Below are 22,688 nucleotides of genomic sequence, written 5' to 3' on the forward strand. Positions count from 1 at the left end.
AGGCCCCTCTTGGCCACCCCACGCAGCCTTCGACTTCGTGGGGACCGCCGACGAGGCCCGGTGGTGGCGAGGGCGGGGTGTTGGGAGAAAGCAAGGGAAGCCGGTGCTTCAGCATTCACCACCCGTGAGCACCCGGCTTTGCCGGGTGCTGGCCTGCGTATCGATGCCCCGCAGAGGTAAATCGACGCGCAAAGGCGTTCAGGCCAGCGAGACCTGCACGTCGACGTTGCCGCGGGTGGCGTGCGAGTAGGGGCAGATGTCGCGGTGCGCCGTCTCGATCAGCTCCTGCGCCACTTCGCGGTCGATGCCGGGCAGCGAGACCTGCAGCTCGGCGGTGATGCCGAAGCCGCCGGCCGAACGCGGGCCGACGCCGACCTTGGCGGTCACCGACGACTGCTCGATCTTCACGTTCTTCTGGCGGGCGACGAAGCGCACGGCCGATTCGAAGCAGGCGGCATAGCCGGCGGCGAACAGCTGCTCGGGATTGGTGGCGTGGCCGCCGGCGCCGCCGAGTTCCTTGGGCAGGGCGAGCGCGGCCTGGAGCACGCCGTCGGCCGATTCGATGCGGCCTTCGCGGCCCCCGGTGGCGGTGGCGGCGGTGGTGTAGAGGACTTGGACGGACATGATGTTTTCCTTTCGGTAGCGGTGGCTTGGGGTGTCGGGTGCTGCTGTGGGACGAAATATAGCCAACAAACAAATTGTGTGCAATTGATTTGTTCGAGTCGATCCGACGGAAGGTAGCCGCGGCGGCGTCCGGCATGCCCCCGGGTGCTTTCCGAAGGCATGCCGGCCGGCGTGGCGGCGGCTTGCGGGCCAGGCCGTACGGCCCTGGCGCTGCGTGATTTTTCACCGCCCGAAAGGTTCAGCTTCGATTCAGTCTGCCCCGCGCAGACTGCGCCGCATCAGCAGCCACTTTGCGCTGCACTTTCGGAGACGAACCATGCGTAAGCCGCTCTTCATCCTGTCCCTGGTCGTGGCGCTCGGCAGCGTGCCGGCGCTGGCCGGCGGGCATTCGGGGCCGTGGTCGGTGGCGCACTCGGCGGTGCGGCCGGCTCGGCGATCGGTTACCAGATGGACGGCCGCGACGGCGCCATCGTCGGCGCGGCGCTCGGCGGCGCGCTCGGTGTCGCGATCGGCAGCCAGCACTCGCGCCGCGAAGTGGTGGTCGAGCGTCCGGCCTACTACCGCCCGGTGCGCGAGACCGTGATCTACCGTCCGGCCCCGCCGCCGCGCCGCGTGGTGGTGGTCGACCGCTATTACCGCGACCGCTACTACCGCGACCGCGGCTGGCATCGCGGCTGGGACGATCGCCGCTACGACCGTCACGACCGCCATGACCACGACCGCTGGGATCGCGACGATCGCCGCCACTGGCGCGATTGATCGGCGGATCGCCGGGCGAGGTGAGCCGGGCTCGCCGGCCCGGTATCATCGGCCTGCCGGCCCACCTTCGGGTGGGGCCGTTTCTTTTGCCGCCAACGGAACCGCCATGCCGCACAAACCGCTCCCGCTCGAACGCCTGCTGCAATCGCAGGGCTTCGGCAGCCGCAAGGACTGCCGCTTCCTGGTCGGCGCCGGCCGGGTGGCGGTCGATGGGGTGCCCTGCCGCGACGCGGCGGCGCCATTCGTGCCGGAGGGCCGGGTGCTGACGGTGGACGGCCAGGATTGGCCCTGGCGCGAGCGGCTCTACCTGGCGCTCGACAAGCCGGCCGGCTACGAATGCTCGCGCCAGCCGCAGCACCATCACCCGGTGCTGGCGCTATTGCCGGCGCATTTCGCCGCGCGCGGCGTGCAGCCGGTCGGCCGACTCGACGCCGATACCACCGGCCTTTTGCTGCTCAGCGACGACGGCGCCTGGGCGCACGGCCTCAACTCGCCGCGCCGCCACGTGGCCAAGACCTACCGCGTCGACGTCCGCCACCCGGTCGACGATGAACTGGTGGCGCGCCTGCTGACCGGCGTGCAACTGCACGACGAGCCGGCGCCGCTGGCCGCGCTGGCCTGCGCGCGCATCGATGAGCAGGTGCTGGAACTGGTCATCGACCAGGGCAAATATCACCAGGTGAAGCGGATGGTGGCGGCCGCGGGCAACCGGGTCGACGCGCTGCGGCGCATTGCGGTGGGCGGACTGCGGCTGGGAGAAGGCGAGCTGGCCGGCCTGGAAGCCGGCCGCTGGCGCGAGCTGGGCCCGGCTGCGCTGGCGCTGCTGGGCGAGGGCCGGGCCTGAGGTGCGCTCAGGGCGCCTGGACGAGGATTTCCTCGCCGGCGACCCGCACCACGCTGCCGGCGTAGAGCTTGCGCGTCTTGCGCGTCTCGAGTTCGCCGTCGACCTCGACCAGGCCCTCGGCCACCATCATCTTGGCGGCGCCGCCCGAGGGCGCGAAGGCGAGCAGCTTGAGCAGGCTGTCGAGCGTGATGTAGTCGCTGCTGAGGGTGAAGGTATGGCGTTTCATGTCGGTTCCTTGGGGGCTGCGGACGGCCCGGCCGCCGCGAGCGCGCGTTCGATCCGGCGCGCGAATACCGTCATCTCGCGCGCCGCCTGCTTGTCGCCGCGTGCCTCGGCCACCGCGATGCCTTCGCGGTAGGCGGCCAGCGCGGCCTGGGCCTGGCCGGCGTCGGCCAGGGCGCGGCCGAGTCCTTTCCAGGCCGCCGAGTAGCGCGGGTCCTGCGCCAGCGCATCGCGGAAATAGGCCGCCGCCCGTTCGAAGGCACCGGCGTTCAGATGGGCGGTGCCGAGCGAAAAGCGCAGCAGCGCGCCGTCGCGCGGCCCGCCGAGCAGCTTTTCCAGTTGTTCGATCATTTGGCCGCTGCCGATGCGGTCTGCATGCGTGCCGCCTGCCACTTGGCGATCGCCTCGCGGATGGCCGGCAGCGCGCTCTGCGCCGCGCGCTCGCCTTCGAGGATGGCGCTGTGCTTGAGGTCGAAGTCGGCTGCGCCGATCTTGCCGACGCGCGGCCGGATCACCACCTCGGCGCGTGCCAGCTCCTGCTCGCCCAGGCGCTGGCCCATGATGGTGACGGTCTGGCCGAGGATGCCGGCGATGCCGTCGACCGGCTTGCCGTTCTGCGCCTTGGCCGAGATATCGACCGCGATCACCAGGTCGGCGCCGAGCTCGCGCGCCGCGTCGACCGGCACCGGGCTGACCACGCCGCCGTCGACGTAGCGCTTGCCGGCGATCAGCACCGGCTGGAACACCCCGGGGATGCTGCAGGAGGCGCGCACCGCCTGGCCGGTGTTGCCGCGCGAGAACACCACGCGGCGGCCGGTGTCGAGCTCGGTGCTGACCGCGGCGAACGGCTTGCCGAGCTTCTCCAGCGGCCGCTTCTTGACCAGGTCGTTGACGTAGTCCTGCAGCTTCTCGCCCTTGACCAGCCCGCTGCCGCCGAAGCCGAAGTCGCGCACCTGGGCCTCGTCGAGCGAGAACGAGCGCTCCTGCAGCGCGAAGCCGTCCATCCCGCTGGCGTACAGCGCGCCGACCACGCTGCCGGCGCTGGTGCCGGACACCACGGCCGGGGCGAGGCCCTGGCCTTCGAGCACCTTGATCACGCCGATATGGGCGAAGCCCTTGGCGGCGCCGCCGCCGAGGGCGAGGCCGAGGCGGGGCTGGGGGATGGGTACCGGCGTCGCTGGCGGGATGACGGGCGGGGGGGCTGCATGCTGGTGCAGGCGCCCATCAGTGCACATGTGGCGCCAATGAACAATAAGGAGCGCAGATCGATTGAGGAGAGTTTGGCCATCTTAGTCAGCCGCATTTTTGAACGCAATGACCTTATCCCGGAGCAGGTTCGTGCTGGCCTCAATCAGGTCACTATATTGTGTGTTTTCGAAACCCCAAAGCGTCGATGTAACATTTTCCCGATGTCCGACCAGGAAAGGCACCGTAGTGATTACTCGTATGCCACCTTCGGAGTCGATAAATCGATCGAAAGTATTCTTTGCCATGTCGAGATTATGCTCACTCCAGGATAGCATTCGATCATACATCGAAGCATTATAGATATTGAATACGGCGCCTACCAGTCGGTCCAGATAGACAAATCTTTCCTCGCCATGTTCCTGAATGGCCAAGACTTTGGCGTCCCGTGACAAGTCGGATATCAGCCCTGAAAAGATGTCCCAGTCGTCCATGCGCCCCTCCAGGAATTCCAATATGTCTACCAGGCGCGTTTCGAAGCCGAGTGGAAATTGGACGTCATCCTCGCAAACGATGACATAAGGGAGCTTCTGGGCCTTTGCCTTGAATGCGATCGATTTATAACTCAGTCCGCAGCCGACCCAGCCCATCGTACTCCTAAGTCCGGTATATAACTGGAAATCCGATACGCCATTCGACACGAACGATGCTGTGCGAGCAACAGTTTCAGGAAGACTCAGACAGACCTTTGGACCGATCGGCTCTTGGGCGAGGTGACTGAGTGCTTGGTATTGGAAAAAATCGAGCAGACCCTGGGCGAGCAAGAAACGGAAGAAATATCGATTGAAGCGTGTCGCGTGTAATGCAAGCTTGTCTTGGTAGGATGCAATATGTGCAATACGCAGTTCTTCGTTACCTAGCCAATGTTCGATGGCGGCACTCATGGCCGGCACATCACCGCAATCCACGAATTGGACGATGCCGTCCAGCTCCCCGTGCTCGTCCATATCGGAACTTTTCTCTGATACGACTAACGTGCCAAGTGACAGGCATTCATAAATCCGGGTAGTCTCCAGAAGTGCGTTTTCATAATAGTGAATATTGATTACGATCTTGGCCGTAGCAAGGATTTGATGAAGCTCTTCACCAAAAACTTCATTGACGACTCTGACCGAGAAGCGTTGCGCCAGCTCGGTCAGTATTTTCCTTCGCCGGGCGTTCTTTACGTCTCCATAAAAAACGACGTCGCAAGATTTAGAGTCGCTCGCCGTGACGAGTCCCGGCAGATAACTGACCGGTAGATAGTAGAGACTCTGATAACTCAACCCGCGCGTCTGTAGATAAGCTATATTCCTCTTCGAATAATCGAGGGTGGCAATCGATTTCCGCAGTGTGCTGATATATTTCGAAGTAAACCATCTGGAACTGACGGACTGCTCCATCTGGTAAGCGATGTATCTGCCAGGTAGTCTGTGAAAGACCTGAGGGCAGATGACGAAATACACTGCATCCCGATAACCATCGGCTGGTGGTGAATAAAGGATTGAGGATGCAATCCCCGCCTCGTGCAGACTCTTTTGCAGGAGAAGGGCGATATAATGACAATGCTTTGTCGTCAAAATATAGGCATGGCCACCGAAGTCCAATTTCGGTCGATTTATCTGATCTAGGACGTGCTGGCGGGTTGCGATCGAGGTCCGGATTTTGTCCGCGGCCTTCAGAATGCCAAAATTCCGGATCGACTGCAGGAATTTTACAAGCTTGCGCGGCTCTTCCAGCACCATTCGGGCTGCTCGGTAAGTCATCCGCAGTCCCTTGCCCTCAAGCCATGCCATGTGTCGCACCTCTATTGATTATATGCATGCAGTCCGCACGTGCCCCGAAAATTACCAGCGAATGCCATGTCGCGTCCCAGGAGCGATACCCGACCCAGAGTCGGCACGGATCCAGAGGCCGGGTAGATATGACGAATGCCAGAGTTAATCAACGCTTAACGAGCCTGCGAATGCCGAGCCTCTTGGCGACTTTCTTTGCCCCGCGATAGACGAATCGGGCGGCGCCAATGGATTTTCCGATGAAATACTGAGGCCGCGCCCTGCGAAGTTCAGTCTGGAGTTCTGCAATGTCCTGTTCCAGTTTTCGAATCCACCGCTGTTGATCGCGAATGAGCTTGGTCGATCCCGCAGGGAAAAGCCGGGGTTCGGCATCCATGCTGATCAGGATGCGTTCGTAGTCGCGCTGCCATTGCTGCTGCGAGTGCTCCGAGAACGAGGAGTGCCCTTTCTTCCATTTTCGGTAGATGGATGTGATTTCAGGATTTGAGCGGACACCGCACAGGAATGCTGCCCTCATCTCGAAGTCCCAGTCTTCCGCTGTATTGAGTGTCTCGTCGAACCGGCAGCCGAGCTCGTGATAGACACTGGACGGAATCGCCCAGCCCATGATGGGTGTGAAATTCTGGGTCAGATGGGCGAAGAGATCGAACTCGGACGGGAATGACTTCTTGATCGGACCGACGGTACGTAGCCCAGGAGACTTGTCTCTCCATTCGACTGCTTCGATGTCTTGTTCGGCCGTGACCGTACGCAGCATGCAACCTGCGCCATCGTTGGCGTCCATCTGCTTAAACGTTTCAATCCAATGGCCGAATACGACGTCGTCGTCGTCCAGCATGGCGACATATCGGCCTCGCGCAGCGGCGAATCCTTCGTTTAGCGGTGCTGCTCTACCTACACGGTCGACCAATACCAGGCGCGTCTTCTCCCGCATATAAGGCGGCTGCTCCTCGATCAGGCGTTCGATCTTGATCTGCTGTTCCACCGATACCTTATGTGCAACGACGATCAATTCAAAATCCTGATCGGTCTGTGCTGCGAGACAAAGCAGCATGTCACGCAGGGCGCCACAGCGGCGACCTTGCGTCCTGGTAACCACGCTCAGGAATGGCCGGTCCGATCCGCTACTACGATCCTGCAGGACAGGCGCCTGCTGTTGGGGCGCAGCGGGCAGATAAGCCCTGACCAATTGGTTTACCGTGTCGTTCTTGTCGGCTTGGTGCTTGATCTGCCGCAGGTATTGGCCGATCAGGGTATTTGGACTCAGTAGCAGGTTTCCCTTGGGGAAATGCTGATCGCTCATCTCCATCCGGATATCGGCTTCCCCGACCTGGAACCAGCCTGCTTTGTTGGTCATGGCGGTCAAGAGAGACTCAGTATGGTGAATGACATGGGTGTGATCGAGCAACCCTGCCTCGGTATAGTCCCAGCGACCGCAGAGCGACTTAAAGGAAATGTCGCGATGGGAGACGTTGGGTACGCTGACGATCAATGCAGCAGGATGATGCTCGACCATCGAGCGCAGCACTTCCAGAATCTGAATATCGTTCTTGATATGCTCCAGCGTGTCGATGATCGACATGCAAGCCAGCGGACGACCGGCCAGAATCCGGCTCAGGCCCTCCTGGAGCGAATCGATATCCTGCAGATCGATGCGGTGCGTTTCGAACCCCCGCTGCGATAGATTCTGCAACGATGCGGAATCGACATCGACGCCGACATAGTGAATGCCGCGTTGTTTGATACGCTCTGCAATGGCGCCATAGCCGCAGCCAATGTCGAGGTGAATACCGGTCGTGCCGGAATACTTCTCGCAAAGATCGACGACATGGCCATAAACATTGGTGTCGGAATATTGATTGTTATAAATGGCGCTCATGATCAAAACCTGTGTTTGGCGTAGAAGCCATCGAGAAACATCGCGACCTTGGATGCGCCTTCCAAAGGGGGGGCAATTGGCGTTGTTCTTCCAGCTTGTCGAACTTGGCTACAGCCTTTCGCTGATTCTCATTGCCGTTTTGGCGAAGATCTGCCCGGAATTGGGCCACCAGATCCGGCCGGCCGTATTTGTGTGCCAGCATGAGTGCCGCTTCGGAGGAGTAATATTCCTCCGCGGCCGTTGATTGCCATTGCCCGCTTTGCGAAAGGCGCTTGTCATGGAAGATGACGGCCGATGCTTGGAAAACCACCTTGAAGCCGGCGAGGCGAATGCGCCAAGAGAAGTCGACATCGTCGCAGTAGAGGAAAAATGATACGGCGTCGAAGCCGATAACCTGCTTGATGGCATCCTTGGTGACCAGCGCGCAGGCCGTGGAAGCCCAGCTTGTTTCTCCCGTGGCCCTGTCGTAATCCTTGCCATGTTCGATCGGCAACTGCCGAGCTTCGACGAGGCCAATCTTGGGATTCGACAGGGGCGCCAATAGTTCGGGGAAAATATTGGGCGCGACGACGGTATCGGGATTCAAGATGAGAACCAGATCCGAGTCGAACTTCGCTAGCAATGCATTATGTCCGCCGGCGGAGCCTTTGTTTTCGTCAAAGTAATCATATGTAATTCGCGCGATACCGAACGACCAGTATTTCGTCTGGAATGCTTCGATGTCTTTCGGCGTGAATACCGGCTGTGGCGAACAATCGCCGAACGCCAGCTCGACGTCTGTCAGCAAGCCTGCCATGACTGCGAGTCTGATCGCATTAGCCAGGTTTTCCAGCGAGCTCTGGAGATCCTCCCGCTTGTTGCCGTATAGAACCGATTGAATGCGTAACTTACGCGCGGCACTTTGCGCCGGGTTGACCATAAATTTTCCTTATCGATATGGAGCACGGTTCGGAGCGGTCTTGCTCGGACCGCCCCGCGCAATTTCACGCATTGATACTTGCAATATATTGCTGCAGGGCCGCGACCCCGGCTTCGAGATTCCATTTGGGCTGCCAGGGGAGCTGGCTGATGGTTCTATCGATATCGCATGCGGCATGCCGGACGTCGCCATCCCTGAATTTACCGCAGACATGTGGGCTGGGCGCGCTGTAGTAGCAGGCGACCAGTTCAGCCATCTGCCGGATCGTGGCCGCGGTGCCGGAGCCGACATCCAGCACGCGCTTGGCGGATGTCGCCGTCGCCAGCGCAGCGACGATGGCATCGGCGACGTCGTCGATGAAGACGAAATCCCGGGTCACATTGCCGTCCTCATATAGCGGGATCGATTGGCCGGCACGGGCCAATCGCGAGAACAGTGCGACGATGCCGGTATAGGAGTTGGTCAGGGATTGGCCCGGTCCATAGACGTTCTGCAGGCGCAGTATCGTGAGCGCAACCTTTTGCGCATTGGCCCAAGCCGAAAGGATGTGCTCCTGGGTCAGCTTGGTGGCGCCGTAGATACTGCTGGGCGCGGGAATGGTGACATCCGCTCTGGCCGGCAGCGAGGTGCCATCGGGATAGTCCCATTGCGCAGCCTCAAGTTGGGAGCGATCACGTTGACCGGGATAAAAGACATCGCCCGTAGCCGATTTCCACGCACCTTCGCCATAGACGGCCCGGCTGCTGGTCAACAGGATATGGGAAGGCGTATGGCCGTGGCGACCCAGTGCGTCAGTCATCTGGCTGGTGCCTACCACATTGACCATGGAATGACGCGTACCCTCGGTCAACGATTGGCCGGTACCCGTTTCCGCGGCGAGGTGGATGACGATGTCCGGGCTGCAGTGCGTGAGGAGCGAATCCCAGGTCGACGCAAGCGTGACGTCACCAACGATCAGTTCCGCCGCCTGGTGCAAGTCGCTAGGCCGTTCGCTACTGGCATGCACCTGCGGGTGGAGGTTGTCGACGACGACATAGCGCGATGCATGAGCCGCGAGGCGCTTGGCCAATGCGCAGCCGATGAATCCGGCACCCCCGGTGACGAGTACGGTCTTGCCCTCCACGAAGGCTTGGGTATTGTTGGAATTCATTGATTTTCCTTGGGTAATTGACGATCCGCAGCCATGCTGCCGGAAATCCGTCGGCCGATCTCACGGACGTAAGGTATGCCCTTGCCGAGGAAAGCCGACTTGAGTTTGAGTGAACGCTTCTCGATCAAATGCCAACTGATGTATGCGCAGGCGTAGGTAATGACGATCGTGGCCGACAGGTAGGTGAGCAGGCCGAGCTGATGGACATGGAAGAAGGCGAGTAGTTGCTGTACCGGGAACCCGTAGATATAAACCCCGTAGGAGTAATCGTTGGTAGCGCCTACCTTTTTCAAGGCTGCCGGCATGCTGGATGCCAGCCAGACCAGTCCGTATACCAGTGCCGGGTAGCCAAGGAACAGATAACCGCCCTTGAACAGGGCGGCAATGAACACGGCCCAGCAAAAGATACCGATCTTGGCATCCATCTCGATCCGATCCGAGTAGCGTGCGATTACGCCGCCCAGCATGAACAGGAACGAGTAGCGAAGGAGATGGACATCTGCCGTTAACGGGCTAATGGCGGCCAGCTTATCCGGCAGGCATAGTTGCAGAAGCATCAGGAAATACAGCGACGCGGTGATCATCGCAAGAACGATGGGCATTTTCCGGAGAACCGCAAAAGCCGCGAGGATGCCGATGAATATATAGCACCGCCATTCATAGATCAGCGTCCATACCGAGCCATTGAATACACTCGCGCCTACGGTCGCACCATAGGGCGTAGTCTTGGCGAGCAAGTCGTATATTCTGTACTGGCCGATATCGAGGAAGGCATTCTTCCAGATGTATTGCAGAGGGCCATTTTCCCCGGCGGAGAAATAGCCTGTCAGCGAGCTATTCTCGAAAAAGAACACCACCGGCCCGAGTAGGAATGCCGTGACCAGCAAGGCGAACCAATAGGCGGGGAAGATTCGCAGAGACCGGCGCCAGAGGAATTGGATAATATCCGAGGACACCGCACTCTTTGTGATCAGATAACCGCTGATGGCGAAAAAGGCTGAAACCGAGATGCCGCCAAATGTATCCTGCCCCTTGGACCATCCCCACATCGGGTCTTGGCCGTAACCGCCCAGCGGGAAGGCATGATCCAGCAATACCAAGGTGGCAAATAAAAGTCGCAGGAAGCCGAAGCCATTGCTGCTGTCGCGTAAGCTATCGCGAACGGTGATCATAATCGATTTGCGTCCTCAAGGGAGTCCCGGCCGGGAACGGATAGCGAGATCCTCCGCATTGGAATGCCCAACAAGCCGCTGGTGACGCTGCTTGAATGGGATTTGAGCATCAACGCGTCGTGGATCCATTGATGGATGGTATGGATCTGTTGCGTACCGCTGGCCAGCGCGATGCAGACTGAATAATCCCCGGGCGGCAGGATTGGCATTTCGAATTCGAATACCGCCTGATAAGCATCATCCACGACCAGCGGCTCTGGGCACAGCGCCGTGGAGAGGAAGGTATTGTCCCCGAATAACGACTGCCCGAGTTTGTCCTTGAAAATAAAGCCCACGATGGGTTGCCGAAGGCTGCAGTGTGCGCGAGCTTCCACCTTCAGCTTGACCAGCTCCCCGCCGACGACCCAGGAAAGCGGTCGTTCATCCAGGTCGTGAAGCATGACTTGAACAACCTGCGCCGCGCCATCCCCGAATGATTCGGCAAGGGCATTGAACTGGAATAGTTCGATATCGTTACGCCATTGCGTGGCATTGATCCAGTCCAGGCGAGAATCACGGGGCGGTTGTGCAGGCAAGTTTTCGTATGGCGAAGCGGCTTTGGCCTTGGACTGGGTGTCGTCGGCTGTCTCGCTGCCGCCGTTATAGAAAGCAGCTAGATATCGTTCGGCAACAATCTTTGCATCGTCATCCAGGCGTAATCGGCCTTCGTCGATCCAGATCGCGCGCTTGCACAAGTTCACGACGGAATTCGTGTCATGCGTGACGAACAGCAGCGTGCCCTTCTCCATGAATTGGCGCAAAAAACGCATGCACTTCTGAGTAAAAAACGCATCCCCCACCGCGAGCGCTTCATCGATGATCAGCACGTCTGCATCGACATGCGCAATGACGGCAAAGGCCAAGCGGACGAACATCCCGCTCGAGTATGTCTTCACCGGCTGATCGAGGAATTTGCCGATATCCGCAAAGCGCGCAATGGATTCGAATCTCTCGTCGACCTCGTGCTCCGTTAGCCCAAGCAGGGCCGCATTGAGGTAAACATTTTCGCGACCGGTGAATTCGGGGTTGAATCCGGCCCCAAGCTCGAGTAAGGCCGCAATGCGGCCGACGGTCCGAACCCCGCCTTCAGTCGGAGATAGCGTGCCGCAGATCAATTGAAGCAAGGTGGATTTGCCTGCACCGTTCTTGCCGATAATCCCGACCGCTTCGCCGCGGGAAACGCTAAAGTTGATGTCTTTCACTGCCCAATGCTTTTTTCCATGCCAGCGGGCATTGCGCGTGATCAGGTTAAATAATTGATGGTGGGGTTTGCTAAAGGTCTCGTAGCATTTTCCCAAGCCCTCGACCGTGATCGAAGCGCGCAGTGGTGACTGCTCGTCAAAGGACATCGGCAAACCCCTGTCTGAGCGCTTGAAAACAGCGATAGCCAAGCAAGGCAATCACCACCGACACGAGGGTGACGATGATCAGTTCATTCCAATTTGGCGCTTCACCGAAGATCATCATGCGGCGAGTATTTTCGATCAGGGGCGTCAATGGGTTTAATTGAAGAAAGATTCGATATTTCTCCGGTATCGCAGCGCTCGGATAGAAAACTGGAGACATGAATAGGAGCATTGAGGTGAAAATGCCGGTAGTTTGCGCAATATCGCGCAGGAAGACCGACAAGGCAGCAATTATCCAGGTCAGGCCAACGGTGAGCAGCAGCAGCGCCGGAAGAATCGTTGGAACTAATAGTGCGGTGGCCGGGATGCCGATGCCGAGAATGGCTTGCGCGGCCAGCATGACGGCCAAGCTGATGCATGCATGAAAGCAGGCGGAGGACAGGCTGATCAAGGGCAATATTTCAAGCGGAAATATGACTTTCTTTACATAGTTCGCATTCCCGACGATCAGCAGCGGAGCGCGGTTGATGCATTCCGCGAACAATCCGTGCACGATCAGGCCGGCGAACAGGACGATCGCAAATTCGCCGTGGTTCTGTTGTTCCCCCAGACTTTGCCAACGAGACTTCATTACATATGAGAATACAAATGTATAGACCGTCAGCATCAAGATTGGGCTGAAAAACGACCAGGCCAATCCCAGGACGGATCCACGGTATCGGCCTAGCACTTCTCGCTGCGCCATTTGCAAGATCAGGCTGCGATATTTCCAGAAGGGAATGGTCATTATTGTTTCGAGGAGGAGTGTCTTTGAAAGGCTAGGTGTCTCGTTTGTCGGAAGGCGATAATTGCAGGCTAATGGATTAATCCCGTCGAAGCCTGGATTGGAAATGACTCGCCATTTTAAATGCACGAGATTTAGGTTGATTTGATAACTCTGCGCGCCTGGAATTCCACGTTCGCGTCAATGTGGAATATCGGCCGCATGATTGAATGTGCCCGAAATTTGGCGGCGCATTTTCTCATGATTTTTGTCGGGATGATAGAGGCTGCTTGCCACGCTTCGCCTGGAGCGAAGCGCGCAGGCAATGCCGGTCGGCTATTCGGTTGAAGCAACCTTCAGAACTTCTTCCAGAGTGGTAATGCCTGCAGCGATCTTTTGCGCGCCTGCCAGCTTTAGTGGCCTCAGCCCATCCCTGATCGACTGCTCTCTGATCGCTTGGGGTGGGCCTGCAGTTGCGATCAAATGCCGTAATTCGTTGATGACCGGCAGCATCTCGTACAACCCGATCCGCCCCAGGTACCCGGTATTGCGGCACTCCAGGCACCCCTTCGGCAGATACGCCCCCTTCGGCAGCGGCGCCTTCCACGGCGCCACCAGCGCGTTCCATTCGGCTTCCGGCGGCGGCCCCGGCTGCTTGCAGTGCGGGCACAGCGTGCGCACCAGCCGCTGCGCCATCACCCCGACCAGCGTGCTCGACACCAGGTAGGGCGGCACGCCCAGTTCCATCAAGCGGGTGATCGCGCTCGGCGCGTCGTTGGTATGCAGCGTCGACAGCACCAGGTGGCCGGTCAGCGCGGCCTGGATCGCCATGTCGGCGGTCTCGCGGTCGCGGATCTCGCCGACCATGATGATGTCCGGGTCCTGCCGCAGCAGCGTGCGCACGCCCTCGGCGAAGGTCAGCTCGATCTGCGGATGCACCTGCATCTGGTTGAACGAGGGCTCGATCATCTCGATCGGATCCTCCACCGTGCAGACGTTCACCTGCTCGGTCGCCAGCTGCTTGAGCGTGGTGTACAGCGTGGTGGTCTTGCCCGAGCCGGTCGGCCCGGTGACCAGCACGATGCCGTGCGGCTGGCCGACGAAGCCCTGCCAGCGCTTCTCGTCCTCGGGGCTGAAGCCGAGCGCGGCGAAGTCGCGCACCAGGATGGCCGGATCGAAGATCCGCATCACTAGCTTCTCGCCGAAGGCGGTCGGCATGGTCGACAGCCGCAGCTCGATCTCCCGGTTGTCCGGCGTCTTGGTCTTGACCCGGCCGTCCTGCGGCCGCCGCTTCTCGGCCAGGTCCATGCGGCCCAGCACCTTGATGCGCGAAACCAGCGCGTTCATCACCGCCGGCGGCACCTGGTAGACCGCGTGCAGCACGCCGTCGATGCGGAAGCGCACATGGCCCATCTCGCGCCGCGGCTCGAGGTGGATGTCGGAGGCGCGCTGGGTGAAGGCGTACTGGAACAGCCAGTCGACCAGCGCGACGATATGGTGGTCGTTGGCGTCGACGTTGCCGGTGCGGCCCAGCTGCACCAGCTGCTCGAAATTGGCGAAGTTGTTCTGCCCGCCGGTCTGCGCCACCGCCTGCTTGACGAAGCGCGACAGGTTGTAGAACTCGGGCAGGTAGCGGTTGATGTCGTCCGGGCTGGCCAGCACGCGCTTGATCTCGCGCTTGAGGATGCGGCCCAGCTCGTCCTCCCATTCGCGCACGAACGGTTCGGCGGTAGCCAGCGTGGCCGAGGTGGCGTCGACCGCGACCGGCAGGATCGCGTAGCGGCTGGCATAGCCGTGGCTGACCACGCCGGCCACGCCGGCCACGTCGATCTTCAGCGGATCGATGTGCAGCCAGCGCATGTCGAGCTTGCCGGCCAGCCAGTTGCCCAGCCAGTCCATGTCGATCGCCTCGCCGGTCAGCTGGCTGCGCCAGCCCTGCGGCACGATGGAGGTGAACGGATGGGCCTTGCCGTGGGCCGAGGTGCGGGCCGGGATCAGGAAGGCGTCGGCGCTGGCGGCCGGCAGGTGGCCTTCTTCGGCCAGCGCCTCGACCAAGGCCTTGATCGACAGGCGGTGGTCGCCGTGGCCACGGATCGGGAGGAATTTCTTCATGGGATGCCGGAATGCGGGGGAAGGGCTATTTAAGCCGGTTTCGCCGTGCTTGTCGCGCTGCGGCTCGGCTTACAATCCGCCACCATGACCGAACTGATCCGTGCCGACCTGCTGCTGGCCCAGCGCGGCCTCGCCTCCTCGCGTACCGCCGCCCAGGCCCTGATCGAAGCCGGCCGGGTGACCCTGCACGAGGCCGGCGCGGCGCTGGTGCTGCGCAAGCCCAGCCACAAGCTGCCGCCCGACGCCGACCTCGCCGTGGCCGCCGATCCGGCCGACCGCTTCGTCTCGCGCGGCGGGCTCAAGCTGGCAGGCGCGCTGGCGCACACCGGCCTGGCGGTCGACGGCCTGCATTGCCTCGACGTCGGCATCTCGACCGGCGGTTTCAGCGATTGCCTGCTGCAGGCCGGCGCGGCCGTGGTGGTCGGCGTCGACGTCGGCCACGGCCAGCTGCATCCGCGGCTGGCGGCGGAGCCGCGGCTCACGCTGTTCGAGGGCGTCAATGCGCGTGCGCTCGACGCCGCGACGATCCTGGCCGCCAACGCCGGGCAGCCGTTCGACCTGGCGGTGGCCGACGTTTCCTTCATCTCGCTGACCCTGGTGCTGCCCGCGATGGTGCCGCTGCTGCGGCCCGGCGGCCGGCTGCTGTGCCTGGTCAAGCCGCAGTTCGAGGTCGGCCGCGAAGGGTTGGGCAAGGGCGGCATCGTGCGCGACGCGGCGCGCTACCAGGTGGTCCGGAACAAGATCGAGACCACCGTGGTCGAACTGGGGCTACAGCTGCAGGATTGGTTCGACAGTCCCATCGCCGGCGGTGACGGCAACCGCGAGTTCTTCGTGTTCGCGATCCGCCCCTGAGCGCCGCCCAGTCTTCGTTCCAGGGCATGCGGACAGGCATGCCGCCCGGGTGGAAATCCGTTCCGAATGCCTTGCAACTGTCATTTCATTCCTTCTGTCGCTTTGTTCGAATTTGCTAATATTCACACCATTCGAATCGGCTAATATGGGTTCACGACCCGATTGCGGCCCGCCGGCAGCGTGCGGCGCAGATGCGACGGTGCGGGTATGGACCGAGAGGAGGACGCCATGGCGGCCTGGAAAGTGCTCTACCTGGAGGACAGTCCGCTCGACGCGATGCTGACCCGCAACGCGCTCGGCCGGATCGGGCTCGATCTCGATCTGCACCTGGCGCAGGACGCCGTCGGCTATACCGCGGCGCTGGCGCGCGAGCGCTACGACCTGGTGATCTCCGACAGCACCGTGCCCGGCTGCCAGGGCTACGAGGCGCTATGGCTCGCGCGGCAGCACCAGCCGCAGACCCCCTTCATCTATTTCAGCGGCCACACCGACGAGCTGGTCGGCGAGGCCGGCGTCGAGGCCGGCGCGCTCGACGTGATCGACAAGCGCGACCTGTGGCGCCTCAAGCGCACGGTGCGCCAGCTGTTCGACCACGCCGCCAGCAATACCGAACCCGACACGCTCTACCTGGCCAGCCGGCGGCAGGAGCGGCTGACCTGGGCGGTGCAGCAGCTGATGACCGCGCGCCGCATGGACGAAGTCGCCGCGGTGGTGCGCACGGTGGCGCGCGAACTGGTGTTCGCCGACGGCGCGACCTTCGTGCTGCGCGAGGGCGACCGCTGCCACTATCTCGACGAGGACGCGCTCACCCCGCTATGGAAAGGCCAGAGCTTCCCGCTCACCGCCTGCGTCAGCGGCTGGTCGATGCTGCACCGCGAGCAGGTGACCATCCCCGACATCTACGCCGACGCGCGCGTGCCGCACGACGCCTACCGGCCGACCTTCGTGCAGAGCATGGTGATGACGCCGGTGCGGCGGCAGGCGCCGATCGCGGCGATCGGCACCTACTGGGCGCAGCGCTACCAGCCGACCACCGACGAGCTGGCGCTGTTGCAGACGCTGGCCGACACCGTGGCGCTGGCGCTCGAGAACGTCCAGCTCTACAGCGGCCTGGAGCAGCGCGTGCTGCTGCGCACCGCCCAGCTCGAGGCGGTCAACCGCGAGCTCGAAGCGTTCTCCTATTCGGTCTCGCACGATCTGCGCGCGCCGCTGCGGGCGATCAACGGCTTCGGCAACCTGCTGCTCGAGGATTGCCTGAGCGTGCTGCCCGAGGACGGTCGCCACTACCTGTTCCGCATCTGCGCCGAGGCGGCGCGCATGAACGACCAGCTCGACGACCTGCTCAAGCTGTTCCGCATGTCGGCCCAGGTGTCGCAGCGGCAGGTGGTCGATCTGGGCGTGCTGGCGGCCGAGTGCCTGGCGCGGCTGCGGGCGCGCGAGCCGGGCCGCAAGGTCACGGTGCATATCGCCGAGGGGCTGAAGGTGAACGCCGATCCGGGCCTGGCGGCTTCGCTGGTCGAAAACCTGGTCGGCAACGCCTGGAAATACACCGGCCGCCGCGCCGATGCGCGCATCGAGCTCGGCGTGCAGCCCGATGCCGGCGGCAACGAGGCCTTCTACGTGCGCGACAACGGCGCCGGCTTCGACCTGGCGCGCGCGACCAAGCTGTTCGCGCCGTTCCAGCGCTTCCACTCCGATCGCGACTTCCCCGGCACCGGCATCGGGCTGGCGCTGTGCCAGCGCATCGTGCATCTGCACGGCGGCCGCATCTGGGCCGAGTCCAAGCTGGGCGAAGGCGCGACCTTCTACTTCACGCTGCCCTGATCGGCCGCGCCGGTTGCCGCGGCGTCGGTCGCCGGTTCACCGTCCGAAGCCGCCGGGCCCTGCCCGGCGGTCTTGCGTTCGGCATGGCCCAGCGGCTTGTCCGGCGCGATCACGTCGCGCACCCGCCGCTTGAGTTCGGCCGCGTCGGGGAACCCGCCGTCCGCCTTGCGCTCCCAGACCAGGACGTCCGCGGCGCGGATCTCGAACACCCCGCCGGTCCCCGGCCGCAAGGCCACCTCGCCGATCTCCGCCTCGAAACTCGACAGCAGCTCCTGGGCCAGCCAGCCGGCGCGCAACAGCCAGCGGCACTGGGTGCAATAGTGGATCTCGATGCGCGGCAAGTCGGTCACGGCGGCCTTCGGATTGGTGTTCGGCAGCCTTCCTTTTAACATGAAGCGGGCAGGCTACGGGGCCTGCGCGGCCCGGCCATGCGCCGTCCGACCCGCCTTCCATCCCACAAGAAGAGTTCATGTACCGATGACCCAGGACAATCCGCTCGAAACCGCCCTGCGCCACCTGCTGCCGCGGGCCGGCGACCGCTCGCCCGAGGCGCTGGCGCAGCTGATCGCGGCGATCCGGCCGCGCCGTGCCGACGACGCCGGCCATGCGGTGAACGCGCTGCGCTCGCTGGCCTTCCTGCTCGGCCGCCACGCCGACTACCGCCAGGCGCTGCGCGGCTACCTGATGACGCTGATCGGCACGCGGCGCCAGCTGCACCTGTATACCGACGTCGGCATCCTGTCGAACGAGGGGCTGTGGAGCGCCTTCCGCCGCCGGCTGGGCGAGAAGCTGCTGCCCAGCGCGGTGCACGACGACTACCTGAAGGACGTGTTCGGCCGGGTGTTTCCGCGCCGCGACGATTACCTGTGGGTCAACGCGGTGCCCGACGAGGTCTGGCTCGAACTGTGGCAGTCGCTGCGCTTCGAGGAGGGCGACCATGCGCGCGACGGCCGCAATACCCGGCTGGAGCTGGTCGAGGCCGCCCAGGTGCTGTCCTACCGCATCTCGGCGATCGGGCTGGAGCCCGAACTGGTGCGCAACCACCCGGCGATCGAGCGTTTCGAATCGCCGTTCCTGACCCAGAACGTGGCATTGCGCGACTACCTCGAGGCGTTCAAGACCGCGCTGACCGACGGGGGCGCGGCGGCCGAGGACGACCGCCAGGTGCGCATCCTGCTCGACCAGTGCGACGAGATCGTCGCCAAGGTGCGCAAGACGGCTGCGCACGAGGGCGTCAGCGTCAGCCTGACCTACCTGATGGTGCGGCTGACCCAGCACCTGGCGCGGCTGCGGCTGGTGCTCGACCTGCTCGATCCGGCCCATGCGCACGACGTGCCGGCGCGGGCGGTGAGCTTCTTCAAGACCCTGGTCGAGGCCGACAACCGCAAGACCAGCCTGCGCGACCTGTTCGCCAACAACACCGATCTCTTGGCCTTGCAGATCACCGAGCATGCCGGCCGCACCGGCGAGCACTACGTCGCGTCCAATCGGCGCGAATGGAGCCGGATGGCGCGCTCGGCCATGGGCGCGGGCTTCATCGTCGGTTTCATGGCGCTGATCAAGATCCTGCTGGCCAAGCTCAAGCTGGCGCCGCTGATCGAGGCCTTCGCCTTCAGCATGAACTACTCGCTCGGCTTCATGCTGATCCACGTGCTGCACTTCACCATCGCCACCAAGCAGCCGGCCATGACCGCGGCCCGCATCGCGGCCGGCATCGAGCGCCAGGCCAAGAGCGGCGGCGACCGGCTCGACGCGATCGCCGAGCTGATCGAGGCGGTGGCGCGCACCCAGTTCATCGCCATCCTCGGCAACGTGCTGCTGGCGATTCCGACCGCGTTCGCCATCGCGCTGCTGGCCCAATACGGGCTCGGCCAGGTCTGGGTCACGCCGGAGAAGGCCCATGCGCTGCTGCACGATCTCGACCCGATCCACAGCCTGGCGCTGCCGCATGCGGCGATCGCCGGTGTCTGCCTGTTCACGGCCGGGCTGATCTCGGGCTATTACGACAACAAGGCGGTCTACAACCGCATCCCGCTGCGGCTGATGCAATTGCGCTGGCCGCGCCGGCTGTTCGGCGAGGCGCGCTGGAAGCGCGTCTGCACCTATATCGAGAACAACCTCGGCGCGCTGGCCGGTAACTTCTTCTTCGGCATCATGCTCGGCTCGATGGGCACCATCGGCTATCTGCTCGGCCTGCCGCTGGACATCCGCCACATCACTTTCTCCTCGGCCAACCTGGCCTACGCTGCGGTGGCGCTCGACTTCCAGCTCGACTGGCAGACCTGGGCGCTGTCCTCGGCCGGCATCGCGCTGATCGGGCTGACCAACCTGGCGGTCAGCTTCAGCCTGGCGCTGTTCGTGGCGCTGCGCTCGCGCCGCATCCGCTTCGTCGACGGCCGCGCGGTGCTGGGCCGGCTGCTGCGCCGCTTCGTGCGCGCGCCGCAGCGCTTCTTCGTGCCGCCGCGCAACGGGGTGGCGCCGGCGGCGGATACCGCGGGCGGCAAGGCGTAACCGATGCGGTCGGATGCGGATCCTGCAGGCCCGGGCCATCCGTAGGTCGGGCTTTGTGCCCGACAGCGCGCGCGGCCAAGTTCGCAGTCGGGCGTGAAGCCCGACCTACGTGGTCTCGCCGAACGCGGCCGCGTCGCGTTGACGGCCGCAAGCGCGTAGGAGCGGCTTCAGCCGCGAATCGCCGTTCATCCTCGTTCGACGATTCGCGGCTGAAGCCGCTCCTACGGGGGCGGCCGGCAGCCGAAGCGGCCGGTATCCTGCCTCACTCGTCCGGATGGCCGCAGCCGCAAGCGGCGCCTTGGGCGCCCGCCAGGGCCGGCGCCGCGCTCGCCGCGCCGCCTTCGGCCAGCCGTCGCCGTACCACCCGCGCCGCTTCCAGCATATTGGCCAGCGCCGCTTCGGTTTCCGGCCAGCCGCGCGTCTTCAGGCCGCAGTCCGGGTTCACCCACAGCCGCTCGGCCGGGATCACCGCCAGCGCCTTCTCCAGCAGCGCCGTCATCTCGGCCACCGGCGGCACGCGCGGCGAGTGGATGTCGTAGACGCCGGGGCCGATCTCGTTCGGATAGGCGAACACGCCGAAGGCGTCGAGCAGCGTCATCGCCGAGCGCGAGGTCTCGATGGTGATCACGTCGGCATCCATCGCCGCGATGGCCGGCAGCACGTCCTCGAATTCGGAATAGCACATATGGGTGTGCACCTGCGTCTCCGGCCGGCTGCCGGCGGCGCTGAGCTTGAAGGCGGTGACCGCCCAGTCCAGGTAGGCCGGCCAGTCGGCGCGCCGCAGCGGCAGGCCCTCGCGGAAGGCCGGCTCGTCGATCTGGATCGCGGCGATGCCGGCGGCGTCGAGCTCGGCCACCTCGTCGCGCAACGCCAGCGCCATCTGGCAGGCTACCTCGGCGCGCGGCTTGTCGTCGCGCACGAAGGCCCATTGCACCAGCGTCACCGGGCCGGTCAGCATGCCCTTCATCGGCTTGGCGGTCAGCGACTGGGCGTAGCGGGTCCACTCGACCGTCATCGCGCGCGGCCGGCTCACGTCGCCCCAGATCACCGGCGGCTTGACGCAGCGCGAGCCGTAGCTCTGCACCCAGCCGTGGCGGCAGACCGCCACGCCGGCCAGCTGCTCGGCGAAGTAGTCGACCATGTCGCTGCGCTCGGCCTCGCCATGCACCAGCACGTCCAGGCCCAGCGCCTCCTGCCGCGCCACGGCGTGAGCGATCTCGGCCTGCATCGCGGCGCGGTAGCCGGCTTCATCGAGCTCGCCGCGCTTGAAGGCGGCGCGCTTGGCGCGGATCTCGCCGGTCTGCGGGAAGGAGCCGATGGTGGTCGACGGCAGCAGCGGCAGCTGCAGCCGGGTGCGCTGCAGCGCGGCGCGCTCGGGGTAGGCCAGGCCGCGTTCGAGTTCGGGCAGGGCGGCCAGCCGGGCGGCGACCGCGGCGTCGTCGCGGCCGGCCTGGCCGCGGAAGCGTGCCAGCGCGGCGCGGTTGGCCTCGAGCGCCTGGAAGCAGACGCTGCGGCCCAGGCACAGCGCGCGCGACAGCGTGGACAGCTCGTCGAGCTTCTGGCGGGCGAAGGCCAGGCCGTCGCGCAGCGCCAGCGCGAGGCCGTCTTCCTGTTCAAGATCGACCGGCACGTGCAGGAGCGAGCAGCTCGGCGCCAGCCACAGCGCGTCGCCGAGCTTGCTGTGCAGTGGCGTCAACGTCGCCAGCGCGGCGTCGAGATCGGTCTTCCAGACGTTGCGGCCGTCGACGATGCCGAGCGACAGCACCTTGCCGGCCGGCCAGTCGGCGAAGGCGGCCAGCTGCTGCGGCGCGCGCGCCAGGTCCAGGTGCAGGCCGGCCACCGGCAGGGTGCGCAGCAGTTCGGCGCGTTCGGCCACACCGCTGAAATAGGTCGCCAAGAGGATGCGCGGATGGGCCGCGGCCAGCTCGCGGTAGACCGGCGCGAAGGCTGCCAGCCACTTCTCGTCGAGATCGAGGCCGGCGATCGGCTCGTCCAGCTGCACCCAGTCGCTGCCCTCGGCCAGCGCGGCCTTGAGCAGGCGCACATAGGCCGGCACCAGCCGCGCCAGCAGCGCCAGCGGGTCGAGGCCCTGCACGCGCGCCAGCTTGAGCAGGGTCAGCGGGCCGACCAGCTGCAGCTTGGGGGTGAAGCCGGCCAGCTTGGCCTCGCGCAGCTCGTCCAGCAGCCATTGCGGGCCGCCGTCGAAGCGGGTGGCGGCGTCGTATTCGGGCTTGAGGTAGTGGTAGTTGGTGTCGAACCACTTGGTCATCTCGCAGGCCGGCTGCGCCGCGTTGCCGCGCGCCAGCTCGAAGTAGCGCGCGCGGTCGAGCGTGGCGGCGTCGAAGCCGAAGCGCGCCGGCAGCGCGCCGAGCAGCACGGTGGTATCGAGCACCTGGTCGTAGTGGGAGAAATCGCCGACCGAGACGAAGCGCAGCCCGGCGGCGCGCTGCCATTCCCAGTGGCGCAGGCGCAGCTCGCGGCCGGTGGCGGCCAGGCCGGCCTCGTCCAGCTCGCCACGCCAGAAGCGTTCGACCGCGAACTTCAGTTCGCGCTGGCTGCCGATGCGCGGGAAACCGAGCAGGTGGGTGGTCAACATGAGCATTCCTTTTCGAATATGGATGGATGATTGAACGCTTTGCATCATGCTCGGCA

General features: G+C 63.7%; 19 protein-coding genes. 5 read left to right on the top strand and 14 right to left on the bottom strand.

Features of this window, described 5'->3' with window-relative positions; genetic code table 11:
• Positions 1–198: 198 nt before the first annotated feature.
• On the bottom strand, positions 199–624 hold the full coding sequence (locus H9L41_RS01040; protein WP_028445719.1) for an organic hydroperoxide resistance protein: 426 nt from the start codon (positions 622–624) through the stop codon (positions 199–201).
• Positions 625–1,020: 396 nt separating this feature from the next.
• Here H9L41_RS01040 and H9L41_RS01045 point away from each other — a divergent pair, with 396 nt between their 5' ends.
• Positions 1,021–1,383 carry a glycine zipper domain-containing protein gene (locus tag H9L41_RS01045; protein WP_187523641.1) on the top strand — a complete coding sequence of 121 codons (363 nt, stop codon included), beginning with the start codon at positions 1,021–1,023 and terminating at the stop codon, positions 1,381–1,383.
• 106 nt (positions 1,384–1,489) lie between these two features.
• Positions 1,490–2,227: a pseudouridine synthase gene (locus H9L41_RS01050; protein WP_028445720.1), complete on the top strand. Its 738-nt coding sequence runs from the start codon at positions 1,490–1,492 to the stop codon at positions 2,225–2,227.
• A 7-nt stretch (positions 2,228–2,234) separates the two neighbouring features.
• On the opposite strand, the gene H9L41_RS01055 is transcribed toward H9L41_RS01050, so the two are convergent.
• From H9L41_RS01055 to tfpB, 11 genes are all read right to left on the bottom strand, one after another.
• Positions 2,235–2,453: an RNA-binding S4 domain-containing protein gene (locus H9L41_RS01055; RefSeq protein ID WP_028445721.1), complete on the bottom strand. Its 219-nt coding sequence runs from the start codon at positions 2,451–2,453 to the stop codon at positions 2,235–2,237.
• Positions 2,450–2,800 carry a tetratricopeptide repeat protein gene (locus tag H9L41_RS01060; RefSeq protein WP_028445722.1) on the bottom strand — a complete coding sequence of 117 codons (351 nt, stop codon included), beginning with the start codon at positions 2,798–2,800 and terminating at the stop codon, positions 2,450–2,452. The genes H9L41_RS01055 and H9L41_RS01060 overlap by 4 nt, the downstream gene beginning before the upstream one ends.
• Positions 2,797–3,684, bottom strand: a complete 888-nt coding sequence (locus H9L41_RS01065; RefSeq protein WP_308419568.1) for a patatin-like phospholipase family protein — start codon at positions 3,682–3,684, stop codon at positions 2,797–2,799. The genes H9L41_RS01060 and H9L41_RS01065 overlap by 4 nt, the downstream gene beginning before the upstream one ends.
• 54 nt (positions 3,685–3,738) lie before the next feature.
• A complete protein-coding gene (locus H9L41_RS01070) occupies positions 3,739–5,469 on the bottom strand; it encodes a glycosyltransferase family protein (RefSeq protein ID WP_157461921.1) in 1,731 nt (576 codons plus the stop codon).
• 148 nt (positions 5,470–5,617) lie between these two features.
• Positions 5,618–7,348 (bottom strand): methyltransferase domain-containing protein, encoded by a 1,731-nt coding sequence (locus H9L41_RS01075; RefSeq protein ID WP_157461922.1) that lies wholly within the window; start codon positions 7,346–7,348, stop codon positions 5,618–5,620.
• A complete protein-coding gene (locus H9L41_RS01080; RefSeq protein WP_265583908.1) occupies positions 7,332–8,267 on the bottom strand; it encodes a glycosyltransferase in 936 nt (311 codons plus the stop codon). The genes H9L41_RS01075 and H9L41_RS01080 overlap by 17 nt, the downstream gene beginning before the upstream one ends.
• Before the next feature lie 64 nt (positions 8,268–8,331).
• Positions 8,332–9,417, bottom strand: a complete 1,086-nt coding sequence (locus H9L41_RS01085; protein ID WP_028445727.1) for an NAD-dependent epimerase/dehydratase family protein — start codon at positions 9,415–9,417, stop codon at positions 8,332–8,334.
• On the bottom strand, positions 9,414–10,589 hold the full coding sequence (locus H9L41_RS01090; RefSeq protein ID WP_051318904.1) for an acyltransferase family protein: 1,176 nt from the start codon (positions 10,587–10,589) through the stop codon (positions 9,414–9,416). The genes H9L41_RS01085 and H9L41_RS01090 overlap by 4 nt, the downstream gene beginning before the upstream one ends.
• Positions 10,586–11,977 (bottom strand): ABC transporter ATP-binding protein, encoded by a 1,392-nt coding sequence (locus H9L41_RS01095; RefSeq protein WP_028445728.1) that lies wholly within the window; start codon positions 11,975–11,977, stop codon positions 10,586–10,588. Before H9L41_RS01095 ends, H9L41_RS01090 begins: the two co-directional genes overlap by 4 nt.
• Complete coding sequence (locus tag H9L41_RS01100) at positions 11,967–12,761, bottom strand: ABC transporter permease (RefSeq protein ID WP_034606595.1); 795 nt, start codon at positions 12,759–12,761, stop codon at positions 11,967–11,969. The genes H9L41_RS01095 and H9L41_RS01100 overlap by 11 nt, the downstream gene beginning before the upstream one ends.
• A 312-nt stretch (positions 12,762–13,073) precedes the next feature.
• The gene (gene tfpB / locus H9L41_RS01105) at positions 13,074–14,849 is read right to left on the bottom strand and encodes a type IV pilus assembly ATPase TfpB (RefSeq protein ID WP_028445730.1); all 1,776 of its coding nucleotides are present in this window, start codon (positions 14,847–14,849) and stop codon (positions 13,074–13,076) included.
• 84 nt (positions 14,850–14,933) lie between these two features.
• Here tfpB and H9L41_RS01110 point away from each other — a divergent pair, with 84 nt between their 5' ends.
• A complete protein-coding gene (locus tag H9L41_RS01110; RefSeq protein WP_187523642.1) occupies positions 14,934–15,701 on the top strand; it encodes a TlyA family RNA methyltransferase in 768 nt (255 codons plus the stop codon).
• Between the two features lie 228 nt (positions 15,702–15,929).
• A complete protein-coding gene (locus tag H9L41_RS01115; protein WP_028445732.1) occupies positions 15,930–17,525 on the top strand; it encodes an ATP-binding protein in 1,596 nt (531 codons plus the stop codon).
• On the opposite strand, the gene H9L41_RS01120 is transcribed toward H9L41_RS01115, so the two are convergent.
• Positions 17,507–17,875 (bottom strand): Rdx family protein, encoded by a 369-nt coding sequence (locus tag H9L41_RS01120; protein WP_308417304.1) that lies wholly within the window; start codon positions 17,873–17,875, stop codon positions 17,507–17,509. The genes H9L41_RS01115 and H9L41_RS01120 overlap by 19 nt on opposite strands.
• Positions 17,876–18,002: 127 nt before the next feature.
• Here H9L41_RS01120 and H9L41_RS01125 point away from each other — a divergent pair, with 127 nt between their 5' ends.
• Positions 18,003–20,036 carry a site-specific recombinase gene (locus tag H9L41_RS01125; RefSeq protein WP_084300086.1) on the top strand — a complete coding sequence of 678 codons (2,034 nt, stop codon included), beginning with the start codon at positions 18,003–18,005 and terminating at the stop codon, positions 20,034–20,036.
• Positions 20,037–20,298: 262 nt separating this feature from the next.
• Here the strand turns inward: H9L41_RS01125 and metE are convergent, their stop codons facing one another.
• A complete protein-coding gene (metE, locus tag H9L41_RS01130) occupies positions 20,299–22,632 on the bottom strand; it encodes a 5-methyltetrahydropteroyltriglutamate--homocysteine S-methyltransferase (protein WP_084300088.1) in 2,334 nt (777 codons plus the stop codon).
• Between the last annotated feature and the right edge of the window lie 56 nt (positions 22,633–22,688).

The organism is Chitinimonas koreensis, from assembly GCF_014353015.1.
In the GTDB taxonomy this organism is placed as follows: Bacteria; Pseudomonadota; Gammaproteobacteria; order Burkholderiales; family Chitinimonadaceae; genus Chitinimonas; species Chitinimonas koreensis.

Excerpts from the sequence above, each read along its gene's own strand:
- H9L41_RS01050 (WP_028445720.1), top strand. The coding sequence starts at position 1,490 with ATGCCGCACAAACCGCTCCCGCTCGAACGCCTGCTGCAATCGCAGGGC.
- H9L41_RS01055 (WP_028445721.1), bottom strand. The coding sequence starts at position 2,453 with ATGAAACGCCATACCTTCACCCTCAGCAGCGACTACATCACGCTCGAC.
- H9L41_RS01040 (WP_028445719.1), bottom strand. The coding sequence starts at position 624 with ATGTCCGTCCAAGTCCTCTACACCACCGCCGCCACCGCCACCGGGGGC.
- H9L41_RS01090 (WP_051318904.1), bottom strand. The coding sequence starts at position 10,589 with ATGATCACCGTTCGCGATAGCTTACGCGACAGCAGCAATGGCTTCGGC.
- H9L41_RS01060 (WP_028445722.1), bottom strand. The coding sequence starts at position 2,800 with ATGATCGAACAACTGGAAAAGCTGCTCGGCGGGCCGCGCGACGGCGCG.
- H9L41_RS01085 (WP_028445727.1), bottom strand. The coding sequence starts at position 9,417 with ATGAATTCCAACAATACCCAAGCCTTCGTGGAGGGCAAGACCGTACTC.
- H9L41_RS01095 (WP_028445728.1), bottom strand. The coding sequence starts at position 11,977 with ATGTCCTTTGACGAGCAGTCACCACTGCGCGCTTCGATCACGGTCGAG.
- H9L41_RS01125 (WP_084300086.1), top strand. The coding sequence starts at position 18,003 with ATGACCCAGGACAATCCGCTCGAAACCGCCCTGCGCCACCTGCTGCCG.
- H9L41_RS01080 (WP_265583908.1), bottom strand. The coding sequence starts at position 8,267 with ATGGTCAACCCGGCGCAAAGTGCCGCGCGTAAGTTACGCATTCAATCG.
- H9L41_RS01110 (WP_187523642.1), top strand. The coding sequence starts at position 14,934 with ATGACCGAACTGATCCGTGCCGACCTGCTGCTGGCCCAGCGCGGCCTC.
- metE (WP_084300088.1), bottom strand. The coding sequence starts at position 22,632 with ATGTTGACCACCCACCTGCTCGGTTTCCCGCGCATCGGCAGCCAGCGC.
- H9L41_RS01070 (WP_157461921.1), bottom strand. The coding sequence starts at position 5,469 with ATGGCATGGCTTGAGGGCAAGGGACTGCGGATGACTTACCGAGCAGCC.
- H9L41_RS01075 (WP_157461922.1), bottom strand. The coding sequence starts at position 7,348 with ATGAGCGCCATTTATAACAATCAATATTCCGACACCAATGTTTATGGC.
- H9L41_RS01100 (WP_034606595.1), bottom strand. The coding sequence starts at position 12,761 with ATGACCATTCCCTTCTGGAAATATCGCAGCCTGATCTTGCAAATGGCG.
- tfpB (WP_028445730.1), bottom strand. The coding sequence starts at position 14,849 with ATGAAGAAATTCCTCCCGATCCGTGGCCACGGCGACCACCGCCTGTCG.
- H9L41_RS01065 (WP_308419568.1), bottom strand. The coding sequence starts at position 3,684 with ATGTGCACTGATGGGCGCCTGCACCAGCATGCAGCCCCCCCGCCCGTC.
- H9L41_RS01115 (WP_028445732.1), top strand. The coding sequence starts at position 15,930 with ATGGCGGCCTGGAAAGTGCTCTACCTGGAGGACAGTCCGCTCGACGCG.